At 64.8% G+C, this 19,273-nt stretch carries 12 protein-coding genes and 2 pseudogenes; 6 read left to right on the top strand and 8 right to left on the bottom strand.

The annotated features are described in order from the left end of the window. Positions 1-758: 758 nt before the first annotated feature. Positions 759-914, bottom strand: coding sequence for a DUF6131 family protein (locus tag CCUG20998_RS27820; RefSeq protein ID WP_020728242.1), 156 nt, complete (start codon positions 912-914; stop codon positions 759-761). Positions 915-1,615: 701 nt separating this feature from the next. Between CCUG20998_RS27820 and CCUG20998_RS08520 the strand changes: the two genes are divergently transcribed. The 3 genes from CCUG20998_RS08520 to CCUG20998_RS08505 all read left to right on the top strand — a co-directional run bounded on the left by CCUG20998_RS08520 (position 1,616) and on the right by CCUG20998_RS08505 (position 4,878). Beyond that, positions 1,616-2,368, top strand: a complete 753-nt coding sequence (locus CCUG20998_RS08520; protein ID WP_020728241.1) for a GAF and ANTAR domain-containing protein — start codon at positions 1,616-1,618, stop codon at positions 2,366-2,368. An 847-nt stretch (positions 2,369-3,215) separates the two neighbouring features. Then, entirely contained in the window at positions 3,216-3,743 is a 528-nt protein-coding gene (locus tag CCUG20998_RS08515; RefSeq protein WP_050674499.1) for a DUF5994 family protein, read from the top strand. Between the two features lie 331 nt (positions 3,744-4,074). Next, on the top strand, positions 4,075-4,878 hold the full coding sequence (locus CCUG20998_RS08505) for a transglutaminase-like domain-containing protein (protein ID WP_020728237.1): 804 nt from the start codon (positions 4,075-4,077) through the stop codon (positions 4,876-4,878). A gap of 136 nt (positions 4,879-5,014) precedes the next feature. On the opposite strand, the gene smc is transcribed toward CCUG20998_RS08505, so the two are convergent. The 7 genes and pseudogenes from smc to sepIVA all read right to left on the bottom strand — a co-directional run bounded on the left by smc (position 5,015) and on the right by sepIVA (position 12,501). Further along, a complete protein-coding gene (smc, locus tag CCUG20998_RS08500; protein WP_036455781.1) occupies positions 5,015-8,608 on the bottom strand; it encodes a chromosome segregation protein SMC in 3,594 nt (1,197 codons plus the stop codon). A 98-nt stretch (positions 8,609-8,706) separates the two neighbouring features. Continuing rightward, positions 8,707-8,988, bottom strand: a complete 282-nt coding sequence (locus CCUG20998_RS28365) for an acylphosphatase (protein WP_231389693.1) — start codon at positions 8,986-8,988, stop codon at positions 8,707-8,709. 6 nt (positions 8,989-8,994) lie between these two features. Beyond that, a pseudogene (locus CCUG20998_RS28360) lies at positions 8,995-9,399 on the bottom strand (OsmC family protein); the annotation flags it as partial. 89 nt (positions 9,400-9,488) lie between these two features. Further along, the gene (gene mutM / locus CCUG20998_RS08490) at positions 9,489-10,367 is read right to left on the bottom strand and encodes a DNA-formamidopyrimidine glycosylase (RefSeq protein WP_020728234.1); all 879 of its coding nucleotides are present in this window, start codon (positions 10,365-10,367) and stop codon (positions 9,489-9,491) included. Then, positions 10,368-11,099: a ribonuclease III gene (gene rnc, locus CCUG20998_RS08485; RefSeq protein ID WP_020728233.1), complete on the bottom strand. Its 732-nt coding sequence runs from the start codon at positions 11,097-11,099 to the stop codon at positions 10,368-10,370. Next, positions 11,096-11,689 carry a YceD family protein gene (locus tag CCUG20998_RS08480; RefSeq protein ID WP_050674498.1) on the bottom strand — a complete coding sequence of 198 codons (594 nt, stop codon included), beginning with the start codon at positions 11,687-11,689 and terminating at the stop codon, positions 11,096-11,098. The genes rnc and CCUG20998_RS08480 overlap by 4 nt, the downstream gene beginning before the upstream one ends. Positions 11,690-11,763: 74 nt before the next feature. Beyond that, positions 11,764-12,501: a cell division protein SepIVA gene (gene sepIVA / locus CCUG20998_RS08475; RefSeq protein WP_015355171.1), complete on the bottom strand. Its 738-nt coding sequence runs from the start codon at positions 12,499-12,501 to the stop codon at positions 11,764-11,766. Between the two features lie 269 nt (positions 12,502-12,770). Here sepIVA and CCUG20998_RS08465 point away from each other — a divergent pair, with 269 nt between their 5' ends. From CCUG20998_RS08465 to CCUG20998_RS29255, 3 genes and pseudogenes are all read left to right on the top strand, one after another. Next, positions 12,771-13,556, top strand: coding sequence for a thioesterase II family protein (locus tag CCUG20998_RS08465; protein WP_036426411.1), 786 nt, complete (start codon positions 12,771-12,773; stop codon positions 13,554-13,556). Positions 13,557-14,235: 679 nt separating this feature from the next. Further along, entirely contained in the window at positions 14,236-15,990 is a 1,755-nt protein-coding gene (fadD26, locus tag CCUG20998_RS08460; RefSeq protein WP_036455385.1) for a long-chain-fatty-acid--AMP ligase FAAL26/FadD26, read from the top strand. Further along, positions 15,987-19,095: pseudogene (locus CCUG20998_RS29255) on the top strand (type I polyketide synthase); the annotation flags it as partial. The gene fadD26 and the pseudogene CCUG20998_RS29255, both read left to right, overlap by 4 nt. Positions 19,096-19,273 lie beyond the last annotated feature (178 nt).

Genomic DNA, 19,273 nt, shown 5'->3' with positions numbered 1-19,273 from the left:
TCGGCCAGCGAAGCGTCGAGGGTGCTGACTGCGGGCAGGCTGGCTTGTGGGTCGCAGACCGACAGCACCCGTGAGACGGCTGCGCTGAGTAGGAGTGCCCAGCCTATCCGAGCGCGGGCGCAGTTGGCAGAAATCTTGTGCAAAGCCAAGAAACCCCCGGCCCCAAAGAAATCCACCCAACGCAGATCGAGTATCAGCCCTCGACAGCCCGCTACTTGCCCCAGCGTGCACCGGACCACAGCGCCGACGTCGGACGCGTCGATGTCGCCGCATGCGCTGATGACGACCACCTCTGACTTCAGTCGAAGAATCTCTAAACGCAGGGTGCCATCTCCCAACGGCCGGGAAGGGACGTTGCCCAGGGAGAGTATGGACAAACACAACGCTGTCTCCTTGGCGGGCATATGTCCTCCAATCAACTCGACACGCAGTTGAGAACATGTCGTCGGTAGAGCGGCTGGTGCTGATGTCGGTGCATCACCTGGCGAATCTTTTCGCCGTGGCCGGTGCGGGGCCGTGGAGTACGGCGTCTGGGCTATTGAGCCGACCGCGTGCGCTGTCTTGGCGTCGCCGCCGGCCTGTGTGGCACAGGTCACCAATCACTAACGGGGCGATTGCAACGTCGGTGCTAGTAGCCATCTCGAATCCCTGGATTGGTGGGCGCGTGAATTGGTGGTGTTCGTTGCTAACAACGGACAACAATGCCGCACGTACGCTGCCGCCGTACTGCTGTCTTCACGGTCAGCCGGGTCGGCAAATCAGTAGTAGGTGCGCCGTCCGCCGACCGCGTGTCCCATTGATCCCATGACGGTGAGTACTACGCCGATCAGCAGGACAACGATTCCGACGGTCCACAGGATCGAGATTTTCAAAAGGAATCCGACAACGAGAAGGATGATTCCCAGAATGATCATGGTGTTTACCTAGTTTCTAGTTTCGATGTTGTGCGAGGGGAAGGGAGAGGGAATTCAACTCCGGCAGCAGCCAACATCGCCTGCCTAATTCCGGCCCGTCAATTCTGGCGGCACAGGCGTATTGCACTGTCGCTACCTACCTGTTGGGTTCGACCTCGTTGAGCGGAATCAAGGGGTCATGTGAATCACCGACTTCAGCCCCAACACCACCGGCCTTGCCCGAGAGTCGTGCCCTCGCAAACTCGGTTGTCGTCGTGCAGGGGTTGCACCGGCACGGTGCAAGACCAATCTGCTGCAGGCGAGTAGGCCAATGGGTCTACAGATGAGGCAGTCATGGCAAGTCCGGACCAAACGATCACCGGAGTGCCGGGTGTCGGAGCCAGTACTCCTGGAGTTCCGCAGCGGACAGCCGAACTCATCCCGGACCAGCTATTTCTCAGCTGCCACCGATGCTACACCCACCTCGCACCTCCCGGTGCGCGTTGATAATCTGCTGAGCCACATCAAATTTCCGGCTAACGGTGCAATCGGAGCCCATATCCAAGGATCGTTGCCGGGTGAGGCCCACCTCGCAGAGGCCACGCCGTGGATGACGTCGCCGGGGCCTTCGCGGATACTGGCCTTCGACGGGATGCCCAGCACAGGCAGGGGTATATGGCGGAGTTCACAGTCGGCACAGCGGCGGCGCGCGGGACCAGACGTTGACCTCAGCGGAGGACAACACCGATATCGCCGATCTGCAGGCCGGGATCGGCGCGCTGGCAGGGCTGGTCGCCGACAGTCTGGGATTGGCTGACTTACTGGCGCAGGTTGCGACGTACGCGGTCCGCGCGATTCCCGGCGCCGAGGGCGCCGGGGTGGCCCTGTTGCGGGTCGACCGAGTGGACAACATTGTCGAGGCATTGGCGGCTAGCGCCCCATTCGTCGCCGATATCGACAAGATCCAGTACGTGACCGTCAAGGAGGGGCCCGGCATCACCACGGCAAACGAAGGACGCACCGTGCGGTCGGGATCATTGGGCGGGGAGAAGATGTGGCCACGGTTCGGCCCTCGGGTGGGGCGCTTGGGGGTGCACAGTGCACTGTCGCTGCCGCTGCTAGTGGCTGGACAGGTGATCGGGGCGATCAGTGTTTATGCACACGGCAAAGACGTCTTCGATGAGCGCGCAGCCGAACTCGGGAAAATGTTCGCAGCGCCCGCGGCGGTAGCGGTACACAACGCCCGGGTCCTCACGCAGGCGAAGGCCCTTACCGCCCAACTGCAGACAGCGCTCTTGACACGCCCAGTGATCGATCAAGCGATCGGCCTGGTCCGGGGGCGGACCGGATGTAGCGCCGAGGAGGCGCTCACACAGCTGCGGGAGATCAGCCAAGCTGAACACCGCAAGATGGCTGAGGTGGCCCAACAGATTCTCGATGAAGCCGTACGCCGGGCACGTGCCCGGCGCTCCTGAGCTTCGGCAGGGCATGCTGGGAGCTCAGCACCGCGGCCCGAAGCGGCACGACCGCGATTCGCCAACCGACAGCTACCGACGCCGAGATCTGGACATTGAAGTCGAAAGCGCGAGAATGGAAATCACCAACCGCTCCGCTGCACTGGTCACTCGATCAGCTCAACCGATGGTCCTACCACCGAACGAGCATGACTGCCTGTTCGGGCCTCCGGGAAGCCACTTCCGACGTGTCGGCACCCTTGGGTCCTGATCTCGAATACGGTCGAAATTGTTTGCTTACTTGACATTTCTACGGTGGCAATCCCGCGCGCTACTGCGTTGACATGCCGCCGCAACAGGCGTGTACTGGAATTCTGATATAGGACGAGGTGTGACAATGATTGTCAGCACACATTTTTGCGTTTCGCTCGCTCACCCGGGTCATGAACCTGCACAGCCACGGTGTGCGTGATGGCGCCGCACTTGGTAATCATGCGCCTGCTGGCAGCAGTGGAGCGCGCGGCCAGCAGGGCCGCCGACACCCGATGGGTAACCGAACGCCGTCGACGCAATGCGAGGTTCACCGAAACCAGTCGCGACAGCCGACTGGTATACCAACGGTGGGCCGACACCGACGTCGCGACCCGTAGTCGCGACGTCGGTGGTGCAGCGCCCAACACACCTAAACCTATTGCAGTTCAGAGAAGTTCAAACCCTGTTGGGTGCTCGTTGCCGCTCCGAACAGCCGATCACGGATCGGCGTAGAGTGGCTTGTATCGGTGGCATCTGGTACACGTGAATGAGCCACACCGTGTGGTTGTCGACCCGAGAATCCGGTCAGTCTCGCTGCCCAGTTAGGAGCGTCGCCATGACGCGGCAGCCGGCGCCTGGAAATGCCCGAAACCGCAGCACGCCGGTACCCACCTTGCGGTTGCGCCTGAAGCCCCAGGAACCCCGGAGCGGCTACGTCGACGGAGCATGGTGGCCGCACAGCGATGATCTGACAGCAGAACTGCCAGATCTGTTGGCGGCGCTCACAGTCCGTCTCGGCGCTATCGCCCGTGTGGTCTACAACCACAGCGAATGGGGAAGAACACCGACGAAACTCATCACCGGCGATCGAACCGTACAGCTCGACTGCCACCGGCCGCATCCGCCCAACACCATCGAAGTACGCGGAATCAACCGTGAGGCTATCGCCCTATTGGTGGTGCCGCACTGTTGCGATCCAAGCAATGCGCACGCCGCGGTGACGAACGCCGCAGCACCGAATAGCACCGCCACGGTGGACACACTTCTCGGGATAAGCGTCGGTGCGCGACAGCGGCGCACGTTGGCAACCGATGCCCAGCAACGCTGGCTCGCATTCAGAAAGCCCGCGCGAGTTGGAGGCTGAGGGCCGCGACGCGGTCCGCCGGACACCGGATACCAGAGGCGAAAGGCATCATGACTCCCATCGCTGAAGCGCTGGTCACCGGTAGCCATGCCGACATCGATACGTTGGCCTCGCAACCGGGCGGTGCGGCGAATTCGGCCAGGGCCAGGTCGCCCATACGTTGGCCGGCACCGCAATCAAAACGGCATTATCTGCGGCACAGTCAATGTGGGATTCCGCATGCGCTACACCGGAAACCGGATCGCGTTACGTGGGCGATGGCGGAAAGGGGCTCGATGATTCCGAAGACGGTTCTGATCGCTGAGAACTCGCCGGCTGGGCGGTCTTCGACATGAAACGACAGGTGGGCGCAGAGTTAGACGTCGAGGTCACAGGGCCGACGACATTAGAGTTCCAGATTGCCATTGCACCGCACCCGAACGCCGAGGTGTTCGAGTCATTGTCGTTTTTGCTCGACGGAAACGCCGTTCACCCCCAGGAAATCAGCGGAATGCACGGCAACCGTATCCACAAGATCGATATCCAGGCGGGCACCCTGAGAGTTGCCTACGCCGCAACGATCGTGGGCAGGACCGATCCAGCACCGGTGACCGAATACGACTTGTCGATGTACCTGCGGCCCAGCAGGTACGCCGAGGCCGACAAGTTCTACGGCTTCGCTGCAACCGAATTCGGCAACTACGCCAACACCACATCGCTGTTGGAAATGGTCTCCTCGTGGGTGGGCACCCGGCTCGACTACGTCCCAGGTTCCAGCGATCCGATCGACGGAGCGGTGGACACCCTGCTCGCCGGCGCCGGAGTGTGCCGCGACTTCGCGCACCTGGTGGTCGCGCTGCTGCGCGCGGTCAACGTGCCGGCCCGCGTCGTATCGGTCTATGCACCCGGTCTGTATCCGATGGACTTTCATGCCGTTGCTGAGGCCTACGTCGACGGCATATGGCGAGTGGTTGACGGAACACTGCTCGCTCCGCGGCAGTCCCTGGTGCGAATCGCCACCGGACGCGATGCAGCTGACACCGCGTTCCTCGACAACCACGATGGCGCGATCACCCTAACGAGGATGGAGGTCACCGCGGTGGTGGACGGCGAACTTCCCGCAGACTCGGTGGACCAGTTGGTATCAATCAGATAAGTCTGGGGGTGTTGGCTGCGGTCGCGATCACGGTTTCGAACGCTCCGTTGGGGCCATCGGAAAACCGTTCTACCCGTTGGCCTGCCCCACCTACGGACGGGATGGGCCGCAGCCGCCGTTCGGTGCCACCGGCGCCCTAAGCGGAACCCGCACCCACCTGCTGACCGCGGATCCGCTGCGAGATCACCGCGGTAATGCCATCGCCCTGCATGGTGACCCCATAGAGCGCATCGGCGACTTCCATTGTCGGCTTCTGGTGCGTGATGATGATGAGCTGCGATCGGTCCCGCAGCATCTCGAACAGGCCGATCAACCGGCGCAGGTTCGTGTCATCGAGGGCCGCCTCCACCTCGTCCATGATGTAGAACGGCGACGGACGGGCCCGGAAGATCGCCACCAGCATCGCCACCGCGGTCAGCGCCTTCTCACCACCGGAGAGCAACGACAGCCGGGAGACCTTCTTGCCGGGCGGGCGGGCCTCCACCTCGATGCCGGTGGTGAGCATGTCCTCGGGCGCAGTGAGCCGCAACCGGCCCTCACCACCCGGGAACAACGAACTGAAAACGGTCCGGAACTCACGTTCCACGTCAACGAAGGCGTCGCTGAACACCTGCAGAATGCGGGCATCGACGTCGGCAACCACATCCAGCAAATCCTTGCGGGCCGCTTTGACGTCCTCGAGCTGGGTGGACAGGAAGTTATAGCGCTCCTCTAGCGCAGCAAATTCTTCCAGGGCTAGCGGGTTGACCCTGCCCAGCTCCGTCAGTTCACGCTCGGCGCGTTTGGCGCGGCGCTGCTGGGTGGCGCGATCAAAAGGCATCGGGGCCGGCGCGACGACCTGTTCGCCACGTTCGCGGGCCTGTTCGAATTCGGCCATCTCCAGCTCGGTGGGCGGCAGCGCAACATCTGGGCCGTACTCGGCGACCAGATCTGATGGCGCCATCCCGAACTGCTCTAGCACCATCTGTTCGACTTGCTCAATTCGCAACGCCGCCTGGGCATTTGCCACCTCGTCACGGTGCAGCGAATCAGTCAGTATGGCCACTCGCGCGCTCAGCGAGTTGGTTTCTTCACGAACCGCCGACATCGCCGCTGAACGCTGCTGCCGTTCGGCCGCCAACTCGTCACGAAGCTGCGACGCCGCATCGACCACCCGGTTCAACCGCCACGCCAACAGCCGCCCGGATTCTGCGACGGCCGCGGCCACCGCCGCCGAGCGCAATCGAACCGCCCGCGCAAGTTCGGCGCGCACCCGGGCTTCACGTTCCGCCGCGGCCGCCCGGCGCAGCGAGTCAGCCCGCCCGCGCAACGCGTTGGCACGCTCCTCGGCGGTCCGCACGGTCAGCCTGGCCTCCACTTCAATGGCGCGCGCGCTCTCGGCAGCGGCCGCTATCTGCTGGCGGTCGACCGGTTCGGCAGCCTGGACGTGCTGGGACTCTTGAGCGTTGCGCAGCCGGCTCTCCAGCTCGAGAACCTCTTCGAGGGTCTGCGTTCGCCCAACCTCTAATTCCTCACGCTGTCGCAGCAGCCTGGTCCACTCTTCCTCGGACCCACGCGCATCCTGTCCGATGCGGCCTAGTTGCTCATACATCGCCGAAATGGCGGTGTCGGATTCGTTGAGCGCCGCCAAGGCCTGTTCGGCCGCATCCTGGCGGGCGGTCTGATCGGTCAACGCACCCGAGAGCGCCGCGCCGAGTTCGGCCACCCGCACCTCCGCGGCGGCCAGCTCGCTACGGGCCTTGTCGATCTCCGAAGTGATCTCCAGCGTGCTGGGTTTGCGGTCCGAACCGCCGCTCACCCAGCCGGCACCCACCAGATCACCGTCGAGGGTGACCGCACGCAGTTGCGGTTGGGCCTGCACCAGATCCAGCGCTTCGGACAAATCGTTGACCACGACAACGCCCGAGAGCATCGCCGTCATCGCTGGTCGTAACCGCGACGGCACCTCGATCAAATCCAGCGCCCACAGCGCCCCGGACGGCAGGCCACCGGCCGGCCGGTGGTCGTGGGCACCCGGCCAATCACCCAGCACCAGCGCGGCGCGGCCGCCGTCGGCTTGCTTGAGCGCGGTGACCGCGCTGCGGGCTGCCCCGAAACTGTCGGCGGCCAGTGCCTCGGCCGCCGACCCGAGCACTGCGGCAACTGCCGCCTCGTAACCCGAACGCACCTTGACCAGCTGGGCAACCGACCCGAAAAGCCCGGCATCGCTGTGATTGCGGGCCAGCCACGCCGCGCCGTCCTTGCGGTCCAGACCCACCGACAGCGCCTCGATGCGGGCCCGCAGCGACGCCACCTGTCGCTCGGCGTCACGTTCGGCGACCTGCAGTTCGGCGAGCCGCTGCTCGGCCAGCCGCAGTGCCGCGACCGTGCGTTCGTGCTGCTCGTCCAGACCGACCTCGCCCTGATCCAATTCGCCGACGCGGGCCTGCACGGTCTCGAACTCCGCGCGGGTCTGCTGGGCCCGGGCGGCGGCATGTTCGATGCGCTCGGAGAGCCGCGCAACGCTGTCGTCGATCGATTCGACGCGCGCCCGCATGGTTTCCACCTGTCCGGCCAGCCGCGCCAGCCCCTCACGGCGGTCGGCCTCGGCGCGGACCGCCGCCAAGTGCGCGCGGTCGGCCTCGGCGGCGCGATGCTCACGGTCGGCCAACTCCGCGCGCGCGGCATCCAGCCGGTCGCGGGCTTCGGCCAGCTCGACCAGCAGCTGCTGTTCGGCGATCGCGACCTGCTCGGCCTCTGCTTCCAACGCGTCCGGGTCGGTGTCGCTGTTGGTCACCGGCTCGACGTCGAGATGCTGAGCACGCTCGTTGGCGATGCGCACCGTGGTGCCCACTCGTTCGGCCAATGCCGACAACCCGAACCAGGTGTGCTGAACCGACTCCGCCCTGGACGTGAGCTCGGCCAGCGCCGCCTCGTGGGCGGCCAACTCTTCGGCCGCCACGGTCAGGCGGGCAGCGGCCTCGTCGTGCTCGCGACGCATCGTCGCCTCGGCTTCGAAAATGGCTTCGCGCTCGGCGCGCCTGCTCACCACATCGTCGGCGGCCAGCCGCAGCCGCGCATCGCGCAGATCGGCCTGAATGGTCTGGGCACGGCGGGCCACCTCGGCCTGTCGGCCCAGCGGCTTGAGCTGGCGACGCAGTTCGGTGGTCAGGTCGGTGAGCCGGGCCAGGTTGGCCGACATCGCGTCGAGTTTGCGCAAGGCTTTTTCCTTGCGCTTGCGATGTTTGAGCACACCCGCGGCTTCTTCGATGAATGCGCGGCGGTCCTCCGGTCGCGACTGCAGGATCTCGTCCAGCTTGCCCTGACCGACGATCACATGCATCTCACGGCCGATGCCGGAGTCGCTCAGCAGTTCCTGGACATCCATCAACCGGCAACTGCTGCCGTTGATTTCGTACTCGCTGGCGCCATCGCGGAACATGCGCCTGGTGATCGACACCTCGGTGTACTCGATCGGCAGGGCGTTGTCGGAATTGTCGATCGTGACCGTGACTTCGGCGCGCCCCAGCGGTGCCCGCGACGACGTACCGGCGAAAATGACGTCTTCCATCTTTCCGCCACGCAGGGTCTTGGCGCCCTGCTCCCCCATCACCCAGGCCAGGGCATCCACCACATTGGACTTGCCGGATCCGTTGGGCCCGACCACGGCCGTGATGCCCGGCTCGAAGCGCAGAGTCGTCGGCGCAGCGAAGGATTTGAAGCCCTTCAGCGTCAGACTCTTGAGGTACACGACCAGCCAGACTACCCAGCAGCGCATTCGCCCCAGCCGGTCCCCCGCAAGCTGGCGGACCCGCGCACCCTCACTCGCGGCGCATCTCGCCGCCCGGGCTATCGCTCGCTGAACCCACTGATCGGTTCAACCGGTTGCGACCAGTCCGCGACGACCTTGTCCACCCGGCCAGGAGTGGTATCACCCTCGAGCAACCGCAGCAGCTGAACACCCGAGTCACGCGGCCCCTGGGCGACCACCATCACCCGGCCGTCAGCGTGATTGGCGGCGTAACCGGTCAGGCCCAGCTCCAGCGCCCGGCAGCGGGTCCACCAGCGAAAACCGACCCCCTGGACGTGACCGTGCACCCATGCGGTCAGCCGCACATCCGGCTGTGACACGGGCGCGACATCGGCGACCTCGAAGTTGACCACGGTGCCCGACTTCAGCGTGCGGCCCACGGTGCAGACCAGGTCGATAGCCCGGTCGACAACCACGCGCACGCGCTCTTTCTCGTCTTCGGACAAACCCGACAGGTCCAGCTCCAGGGTCTCCTCCAACAGCGGATAGCGTTCCTGATCGCGGTCGGCGGCACCGGAAACCCTGACCACGGCTTGGTAGTCGTCGCCGAGACGACGAGCCAGCGGCCGGTCACTGGACATACCGCTGCACGCGGCAAGCGCAATCTTCATCAACTCGCCCGGGGTGAACACCCCGTCGACGTCCTCAGAGCCGATGAGTACCTGCGCACCCCGCGAGCTGTGTCCGGTATAGCGGCGGGCGCCGGTGCGTTCGACCCACAGTTGCGTCATGGCTTCTTTCTACTAAATTGCGGTGCCGGCTCCGGACACCACTACCGCCCCGGGACGGCGCCACCTCACCCCCACGAACTCGACTCCGGCTACCGGCGGGGCCGCGGCTGACATCTCGGGCAGTAGGACGACGAGCGGTTCATGAACTTTTCCCGACGCATCACCGCACCACAGCGCCGGCAGTTTTCTCCTTCGCGGCCGTACGCGTCCAGCGATCGGTCGAAGTAGCCCGACTGACCGTTGACGTTCACATACAGCGAATCAAACGAGGTCCCGCCCTTGGCCAGCGCCGCACGCATCACATCGGCGGCAGCATCCAAAACCGCGCCCAGTTGCCGACGGGTCAGCGTGGCGGCCACCCGGGCGCCGTGCACCTTGGCCCGCCACAGCGCCTCATCGGCGTAGATGTTGCCGATTCCCGACACCACCTGCTGGTCGAGGAGTTGGCGTTTGATCTCAGAGTGCTTGCCCCGCAACACTTTAATGACGGAGTCGGCGTCGAATAGCGGGTCAAGCGGGTCACGCGCCAGGTGCGCGACCGGCGCCGGTACCACGCTGCCGTCGACGCTCACCAGGTCGGCAAGCAGCCACCCGCCGAAGGTCCGTTGGTCGGCAAAGCTCAGCACCGTCCCGTCATCGAGCACGGCGGAGATCCGCACGTGCTCGGCGCGTGGAACACCCCCCAGCAACATCTGCCCGCTCATACCCAGGTGCACCACCAGCGCGGTGTCCGGATCATCGCGCCCGGTCGTGGGCGACCCAGAGTCCAGCGTCAACCACAGGTACTTGCCGCGCCGATCGGTTCCGGTGATGCGCGCGCCGAGCAGCCGCGCCGTCAAGTCGGCCGGCCCTGCTTCGTGGCGGCGCACCGCACGGGGGTGGTGGACCCGCACCGCGGTCATCGTCCTGCCCACCACGTGGTCCTGCAGGCCGCGCCGCACCACCTCGACTTCGGGCAGCTCAGGCATCTAGGCCGACGAGTTGCCGGGCATGGCGCCGTCGAGGACTTCCAGACCTTCGAGTGCCTGGTAGGCGGCGGCCGCCGCCTTCTGCTCGGCTTCCTTCTTCGAACGCCCGACTCCCGATCCGTATTCGGTGTTGTTCACCACGACCACCGCGGTGAACTCCTTGTGATGATCCGGGCCGGTGGATGTCACCGCGTAAGACGGGGCGCCCAGACTGCGCGAGGCGGTCAATTCCTGCAGGCTGGTCTTCCAATCCAATCCGGCGCCCAGCGTGGGTGCCGCGTCGAGCAACGGACCGAAGATGCGCAGGATCGCCTCGCGCGCCACCTCCATTCCGTGGTGCAGGTATATCGCGCCCAGCAGCGATTCCATGCCGTCGGCCAGGATGCTGGATTTATCGGCACCACCGGTGTTGGCCTCACCCCGCCCCAACAGCATGTGGGCCCCCAGACCGTGTTCGGACAGGTGGCGCGCCACATCGGCCAGCGCCTGAGTGTTGACCACGCTGGCCCGCAGTTTGGCCAGGTCGCCTTCCGAGCGTTCCGGATGCCGGTGGAAGAGCTCGTCGGTGATCGTCAGCCCCAGCACCGCGTCGCCCAGAAACTCCAGCCTCTCGTTGGTCGGCAACCCGCCGTTCTCATAGGCGTAGCTGCGATGCGTCAACGCCAGCGTGACAAGTTCCTCAGGCAGCTCGACGCCCACCGCGTCGAGCAGCGCTTGCCGTGACACGCTCACCGCTCACCCCGCCCCGTCGCCTCGGGGCCGTCGGGGGTGAACATGTCGGCCAGCTTGGACCACCTCGGATCGATTTGGTCATGGTGATGACCGGGCTCGGCATCCAAGGCGACACCGCACTGTGGGCACAGTCCCGAGCAATCGGGCCGGCACACCGGCGACAACGGCAGTTCCAGACCGACGGCGTCGATGATCGGTTGCTCGAGGTCGATCCTCTCGTCGACGACGCGGCTGACCTCGCCTTCCTCCGTGGTCGCCTCGGTGGTGCTGTCGGGATAGGCGAATAGCTCGGTCAGGTGCACCTGCACGCTGCCGGTGACGGGAGTAAGGCAGCGCGAGCACTCACCGACGGTGTCCGCGGCGACGGTCCCTGTCACCAGCACTCCCTCCGATACCGACTCCACCCTCAGGTCGAGCTCCACCGGCGCACCCTTGTCGATCGCGATCAGGTCCAGCCCGATGCGTGAGGGGCTGTCCACAGTGGTGCGCACGGTGACCATCGACCCGGGGCGGCGCCCGAGTCGGGCAATGTCGACCGTCAAGGGGCTACTTACATGTCCCGATTTTGTCTGGCTACGCTGCCTTGCCATAGACGAAATCCTACGGCGCGAGCCCGCGGTCTGGCGCCATCCGGTTTGCCCGGCCTCCCGGCGGCCGCTCGCGACTAGCGCGTGGCGTAGTCGTGCGTGCCGGCCGCGGTGCGTAGCTGGTGGCGTCCCCGCCCGACAGAACGGAGCGTGCCGTTGAGCATTTCCTCGAACTCGGCAAGTTTCGTGTCCACATAGACATCGCATTCACCACGCAGCCGGTCGGACTCGGCGTGGGCGGTATCGACCAGCCGGGTGGCTTCCGCATTTGCCGCCTGGACCACCTCGTTCTGCGAAACCAGGCGTTGCTGTTCTTTGATGCCCTCCTGCACGGCGTTCTCGTACGAGATATTGCCGCTTTCGATGAGCCGATCGCATTCCGACTTGGCCCGACTCATGCTCGCTTCGTATTCGCGCTTGGCCGCGGCCGCGATACGAATGGCCTCCTCGCGCGCTTCCCCTACCATTCGTTCGCTGTGCTGGCGCGCCTCACCAACCATCCGATCGGCCTGAGCTTTCGCATCGGAGAGAATCCGGTCAGCCTCCGCACGGGCGTGGTTGAGCATCGATTCCGACTCGGTGGTCGCCGAGGACACCATCGAGTCGGCATGCGCCTTGGCCTCCTGCAGCATTGAGTCGCGCGCGTCGAGCACATCCTGGGCGTCGTCAAGTTCACCCGGAATCGCGTCTTTGATGTCGTCGAGCAGCTCGAGCACGTCGCCACGGGGCACAACGCATCCGGCCGTCATCGGCACGCCGCGGGCTTCTTCGACGATTGCGCCCAATTCGTCGAGCGCTTCAAAGACTCGGTACACGGCCATACCCTCCTGGTATCACTGGCACTGCTGTTGTTACCAGTGTGCCCGGTGTTATCCCTGTGACGATGGTTCGGCACCGGTGTGTCGGGTCTATTTCCAGATTTCAACGCGGTCTCGGCGACCCGCGATACGGCGGTTCCTGCAGCACACGGCCACGCCCAGCGGCGGCCCGGGCCGGCGGGTGTGGCCGCCGAAGCGGTCATCGCCGGGCCCGCGCGGCACCGCGCCAGTGAGTCGTCTAGCCACCACGACGAGGAAGAACGCCGATACAAGCGGTTTGTAAACCAAGGTATGGTGACCCCGTGAACGGGCGCTCAAGTAACAGTAAAAGCGACGAAAAGCTAACTGCACCTACGCTATACATTTTCCCACATGCCGGTGGAACGGCGAAGGATTACGTTCCATTTGCTAAGGAATTTTCCGGCGAAGTGAAGCGGGTAGCCGTCCAATACCCCGGCCAGCAGGACGGGTACGGCCTGCCGCCACTGGAAAGCATCCCCGGCCTCGCCGAGGAAATCTTCGCGATCATGAAGCCAGCGGCTCGGATTGACACTCCGGTCGCGCTTTTCGGTCACAGCATGGGCGGAATGCTGGCGTTCGAAGTGGCACTGCGATTCGAGGCGGCGGGATATCGGGTACTTGCCCTGTTTCTGTCGGCCTGCTCGGCGCCGGGCCACATCAAGTACAAGCAACTGAAGGGCTACTCGGATAACGAGATGCTCGACCTCGTCGCCCGGGCAACTGGAACCGATCCAGAATTCTTCAACGATGAAGAATTTCGAGTGGGAGTCCTGCCGACATTGAGGGCAGTTCGAGCCATCGCCGGTTATAGCTGCCCACCGGAAAACAAATTATCGTGCCCAATCTACACATTTATCGGGAGCAAAGATTGGATTGCCACCCGAGAAGACATGGAACCGTGGCGCGAGCGCACCACCGGAGACTTTTCGCTCCGCGAGTTTCCCGGCGACCATTTTTACCTGAACAAAAATTTGCCAGAGCTGGTAAGCGACATAGAGATCGGAACGCTGCAGCAGTTTGACCAAATTTAGCTAGGGCGAAACCTGGGCCCACGACGCCGGCTGACGGGCGGCTTACCACGCTCCGGCATCCCGGTTCGCTGCACGCCGGCGGAGGGCCGCCGGGCCGCCGCAAGCCCACCCGGTTTCACCCCCGCATGCCACCTAGCCTGGGCCAATGTGCCATGGATCACCCGCGACGGAGGTTTCGCCGATGTTACCTTTGTCACAACTGGACGCCAGTCCCAAAACCGCTGGCATCCTGGTCCTAGCAGTCGAAACCTCATATCTCACGCAACTAGACATTGGTCACACATGCCTCAAATTTCACAGAACGTACGACCGCTTCCCCCGGGGGGCATGAAATTAGCGCTCAATGCTGATCAAAGCGCTGGGATACTAGATAGTGCGACCTGCGGGCGTCGCAAGCAGCGACCAGATTTTCCGAATACCGCCCGCACCTGTCTCCGAAGGCGCATACCCTACAGCTAGGGATTCGTTATTCGGGGAACTGGGTTTAGTCTAGGGCCGACTGCTGGTGCCACGCAGGCGTGCTTTGCGAGGTGCAAAACTGCGGCAGCAACAGAGCGGCCTGGTCAATGCGGACCAGCGCGGTTAGACAGCGCTGAGAAGTCTCGCTGTGCGATCGCAAGCGGGTTCACAGCTTCCGCAACACATAATTGAGCAGACAGCCGAATGGGAGTGTAGTTCGATGCCGGTGACCGACCGTTCCATCCCCTCTTTGCTGAAGGAGCAGGCCGACCAGCGGCCCAACGAGACTGCCTTTACTTTTCTGGACTACGACTTAGATCCCAACGGCTTTGCCGAGACGTTGACCTGGTCGCAGGTTTATGCGCGTGCCTGCGTCGTTGCTGACGAACTCACAATGTATGGCGTCCCGGGTGACCGAGTAGCGATTTTGGCACCGCAGGGGCTGGAATACGTTGTCGCGTTCCTCGGCGCACTACAGGCCGGCTTTATCGGGGTCCCACTTTCAACACCGCAGTACGGCGTTCACGACGAACGTGTATCCGCGGTACTGCTGGATTCCCAACCGGTCGCCATTCTCACAACCTCGGCTGTGGTAGGTGACGTCACAAAATACGCCTGCTCACAAGACGGACAGCCCGCTCCGTCGGTCATCGAGGTCGACCTGCTCGACCTGGACACCCCGCGCCCGCTGCAAGCTCTCCCGCAGCCCTCCTCCGGGTCCGCGTATCTGCAGTACACGTCTGGGTCGACCCGCACCCCGGCCGGCGTCATCGTCTCGCACGAGAATGTCATCGCGAACGTGACGCAGAGCCTGTACGGGTATTTCGGCGGTCCCGACAAGATGCCGGCGGACACCACCTTGGTGTCATGGCTGCCGCTGTTTCACGACATGGGTCTCATCCTCGGAATTTGCGCCCCATTGGTGACCGGTTGCACCGCCGTCTTGTTAAGCCCGATGTCGTTCCTGCGCCGGCCGGCCCGTTGGATGCAGTTGCTGGCCAGCCATCCCAAATGCTTTTCCGCGGCACCGAACTTTGCCTTCGAATTGGCGGTGCGCAGGACGACCGACGAGGACTTGGCCGGACTCGACCTGGGTGACGTGCTCGGGATCGTCAGCGGCAGTGAGCGCATTCACGTGGCAACGATCAAGCGGTTCACCGAGCGTTTCGCTCCCTTCAACCTCAGCCCAGCTGCGGTGCGACCGTCCTACGGCCTCGCCGAGGCAACCCTCTACGTGGCCGCACCGGAACCCGGCACCACCCCCAGGACGGTCCGGTTCGACTACGAGTCCCTGACCGCCGGCCACGCCAGGCCGTGCCGGGCTGACGGATCGGTCGGCACTGAACTCATCAGCTACGGGTCGCCCGACCCGTCGGCCGTGCGAATCGTCAACCCCGAGACCATGATCGAGAACCCATCGGGGACGGTCGGTGAGATCTGGGCGAATGGCGAGCACGTGGCCATGGGGTACTGGCAGAAGCCCGAGCAGAGCGAGCGCACGTTCAACGCACGGATCGTCAATCCCGCGCCCGGAACACCTGAGGGGCCGTGGCTGCGCACCGGAGACTTGGGCGTCATGTCCAATGGCGAACTGTTCATCATGGGCCGGATCAAGGACCTCGTGATCGTGGACGGCCGCAACCACTACCCCGACGACATCGAAGCGACGATCCAGGAGATCACCGGCGGGCGCGTGGCGGCCATTGCCGTGCCGGACAACATCACCGAGCAACTGGTGGCGATCATCGAGCTGAAGAGGCGGGGGGCTTCCGCGGAGGAAGCCATGGTCAAGCTCCGCTCGGTGAAGCGCGAGATCACCTCGGCGATCTCGAAGTCACACAGTCTGCGGGTGGCCGACGTCGTGCTGGTACCGCCCGGCTCGATCCCGATCACCACCAGCGGAAAGATCCGGCGTGCGGCCTGCGTCGAACGCTATCGCAGCGACGGATTCAATCGGCTGGACGTGACGGTATGACACCGAGCATCGGTGGAGAAGCCGACCTCCGCCACTGGCTCGTCGATTACCTGGTCACCAACATCGGCTGCCCACCCGATGAGGTCGACCCCAACCTTTCGCTGGCTGACCTCGGCGTGAGTTCCCGTGACGCCGTTGTGCTGTCGGGCGAGTTGACCGAGTTGCTGGGCAGGACCGTCTCCCCGATCGACTTCTGGGAACATCCGACCATCAATGACCTGGCCGCATACCTAACCGCGCCCGAGCCCAGCACGGGGGCCGAAGCCGCAGTGAGCCGCACCGTGCGCGGCTCACTCGAGGAGCCCATCGCCGTTGTCGGCATGGGGTGCCGGTTTCCGGGCGGGATATCCGGACCGGAAGCGTTGTGGCAGTTCCTCTGTGATCGCAAGTCCTCGATCGGTCGGGTTCCCGACGAACGGTGGGCGCAATTCGACGACGGATCGCCCGCGGTAAAAGCGCTGCTGGCCCGCACCACCCGGTGGGGCTCGTACCTGTCCGACATCGATGCCTTCGACGCGGATTTCTTCGAGATCTCCGCCAGCGAGGCCGACAAGATGGACCCGCAGCAACGCCTGCTACTGGAGGTGGCGTGGGAAGCGTTGGAGCACGCGGGAATTCCGCCGAGCTCGCTGCGCCGTTCGCAAACCGGGGTGTTCGCCGGCTCATGTCTGAGTGAATACGGCGCCATCGCTTCCACCGACCTCACTCAAGTCGATGGCTGGAGCAACACCGGCGGCGCGATGAGCATCATCGCCAACCGCCTCTCCTACTTCCTTGACCTGCGTGGCCCTTCGGTGGCAGTTGACACCGCTTGCTCGTCGTCGTTGGTGGCGATTCATCTCGCCTGCCAGAGCCTTCGAATGCAGGACTCGAACCTGGCGATCGCCGCCGGGGTGAATTTGCTGTTGTCTCCGGCGGTGTTTCGCGGATTCGATCAGGTCGGCGCATTGTCGCCAACCGGCAACTGCCGCGCCTTCGACGCGGCCGCCGACGGTTTCGTCCGTGGTGAAGGTGCCGGGGTGGTGGTGCTCAAGCGGTTGACCGACGCGCAGCAAGACGGCGATCGAGTGCTCGCAGTGATCTGCGGTTCGGCGATCAACCAGGACGGTCGCTCCAACGGTCTGATGGCTCCCAACCCGGCCGCGCAGCAGGCCGTGCTCCGTGCGGCCTACACGAACGCGGGGATGCAGCCCAGCGAGGTCGACTACGTCGAAGCGCACGGGACCGGAACATTGCTGGGCGACCCGATCGAGGCGCGCGCCCTGGGCTCGGTGCTGGGCCGCGGTCGTCCCGAGGAATCTCCGCTGCTCATCGGCGCCGTCAAGACCAACCTCGGCCACACCGAGGCAGCGGCCGGAATCGCCGGTTTCATCAAGGCGGTGCTGGCGGTGCAGCATGGCCAGATTCCGCCCAACCAGCGTTTCGAGAGCCCCAACCCACACATTGCCTTCGCCGACCTGCGGATGAAGGTCGTTGACGAACTGACTGATTGGCCGGACACGGGTCATCCGCGGCGGGCCGGCGTGTCGTCATTCGGATTCGGCGGCACCAACGCCCACGTGGTGATCGAGCAGGGTCAACAAGCGGCTTCCTCGCCCGAGGCGGGCTTGACCCCGGCGCTGTCGACGCTGGTGGTGGCGGGTAAGACGCCGGCGCGGGTGGCTGCGACGGCCGGGATGCTGGCCGATTGGATGGAGGGCCCGGGCGCCGAGGTGGCGCTGGCCGATGTGGCCCACACGCTCAACCATCACCGTTCCCGGCAGGCCAGGTTCGGCACCGTGGTCGCCCGGGAACGCGCCCAAGCGGTGGCCGGACTACGCGCGCTGGCCGCCAGCCAACACGCCCCCGGCGTGGTCAACCCAGCCGACGCCCCGCCCGAGCCGGGCACCGTGTTCGTCTACTCCGGCCGCGGATCGCAGTGGGCCGGAATGGGCCGCCAACTGCTGGCCGACGAACCCGCCTTCGCCGCAGCCGTCGCCGAACTGGAACCGGTATTCGTGGCCGAAGCCGGGTTCTCCCTGCACGACGTCCTGGCCAACGGAACAGAACTAGTCGGGATCGAACAGATCCAGCTAGGCCTGATCGGCATGCAGCTCACCCTCACCGAGCTGTGGCGCTCCTACGGAATCCAGCCCGACCTGGTCATCGGCCACTCCATGGGCGAGGTCGCCGCCGCCGTGGTCGCCGGAGCACTGACCCCCGCCGAAGGATTGCGGGTGACCGCCGTGCGCTCGCGGCTGATGGCCCCACTGTCCGGACAAGGCACCATGGCCCTCCTGGAGCTCGATGTGTCCCAGACCGAGGCGCTGATCGCCGACTACCCACAGGTCACGCTGGGCATCTACAACTCGCCGCGCCAGACCGTGATCTCCGGGCCCACCGACCAGATCGACGAGTTGATCACCGTCGTACGCGCCCGAGACCGTTTCGCCACCCGAGTCAACATCGAAGTGGCCCCACACAACCCGGCCATGGATGCGCTGCAACCCCAGATGCGTTCGGAACTAGCGGATCTGGCGCCGCGGACCCCAACAATCCCGATCATCTCCACCACCTACGCGGACCTGGGCGCCGCCCGCGAATCCGGCCCGACCTTCGACGCCGAGCACTGGGCCATCAACATGCGCAACCCAGTGCACTTCCAACAAGCCATCACCGCAGCGGCAACCGACAAGCACAACTTCATCGAAATCAGCGCACACCCGCTGTTGACCCAAGCGATCCTGGAAACCCTGCACGCCGTGCAGCCCGGAAGCAAATACACCTGCTTGGGGACCCTGCAACGCGACAGCGACGACACCATCGTCTTTCGCACCAACCTCAACACCGTGCGCACCGCCCCACCCCAAACCCCCCACCCCCCCGAACCACACCCCCAAATCCCCACCACACCCTGGCACCACACCCACCACTGGATCGACACCCCAGCAGTCGCCAGCCGATCGGCATCAACCCCGGACAAGGACGCCGCTGGGTCCAGCGAGCCCTCGGTGTCGGGCGACTCCGACGATGCGGTTGACTCCTGCCACTACCGGGTGGGCTGGCCCACCAAGCCGTTGGCTGATGCCGAGGCAAGCACCGAGACCGCAAGCGGTACCCGGTGGCTGGTGTTCGCGGACGCAGAGCTCGGTGCCGAGCTGGGCCTGGCCGCCGGCGCACAAACACGCGTCGACGTCATCGACCCGTCCGCGCTGACCGAGGAGAGCGAGCTGCTCGCGGCGCTTGCCGGCGTCGAGCATGTGGTCTACGCCCCACCCGCAGGAAAGTCCCTTGACGTCAACGC

The sequence above is a fragment of the Mycobacterium marinum genome (assembly GCF_003391395.1).
Classification (GTDB): domain Bacteria; phylum Actinomycetota; class Actinomycetes; order Mycobacteriales; family Mycobacteriaceae; genus Mycobacterium; species Mycobacterium marinum.
Note: the sequence above shows the minus strand (reverse complement) of the source record. Positions and strands in the feature narration are given on the sequence as shown.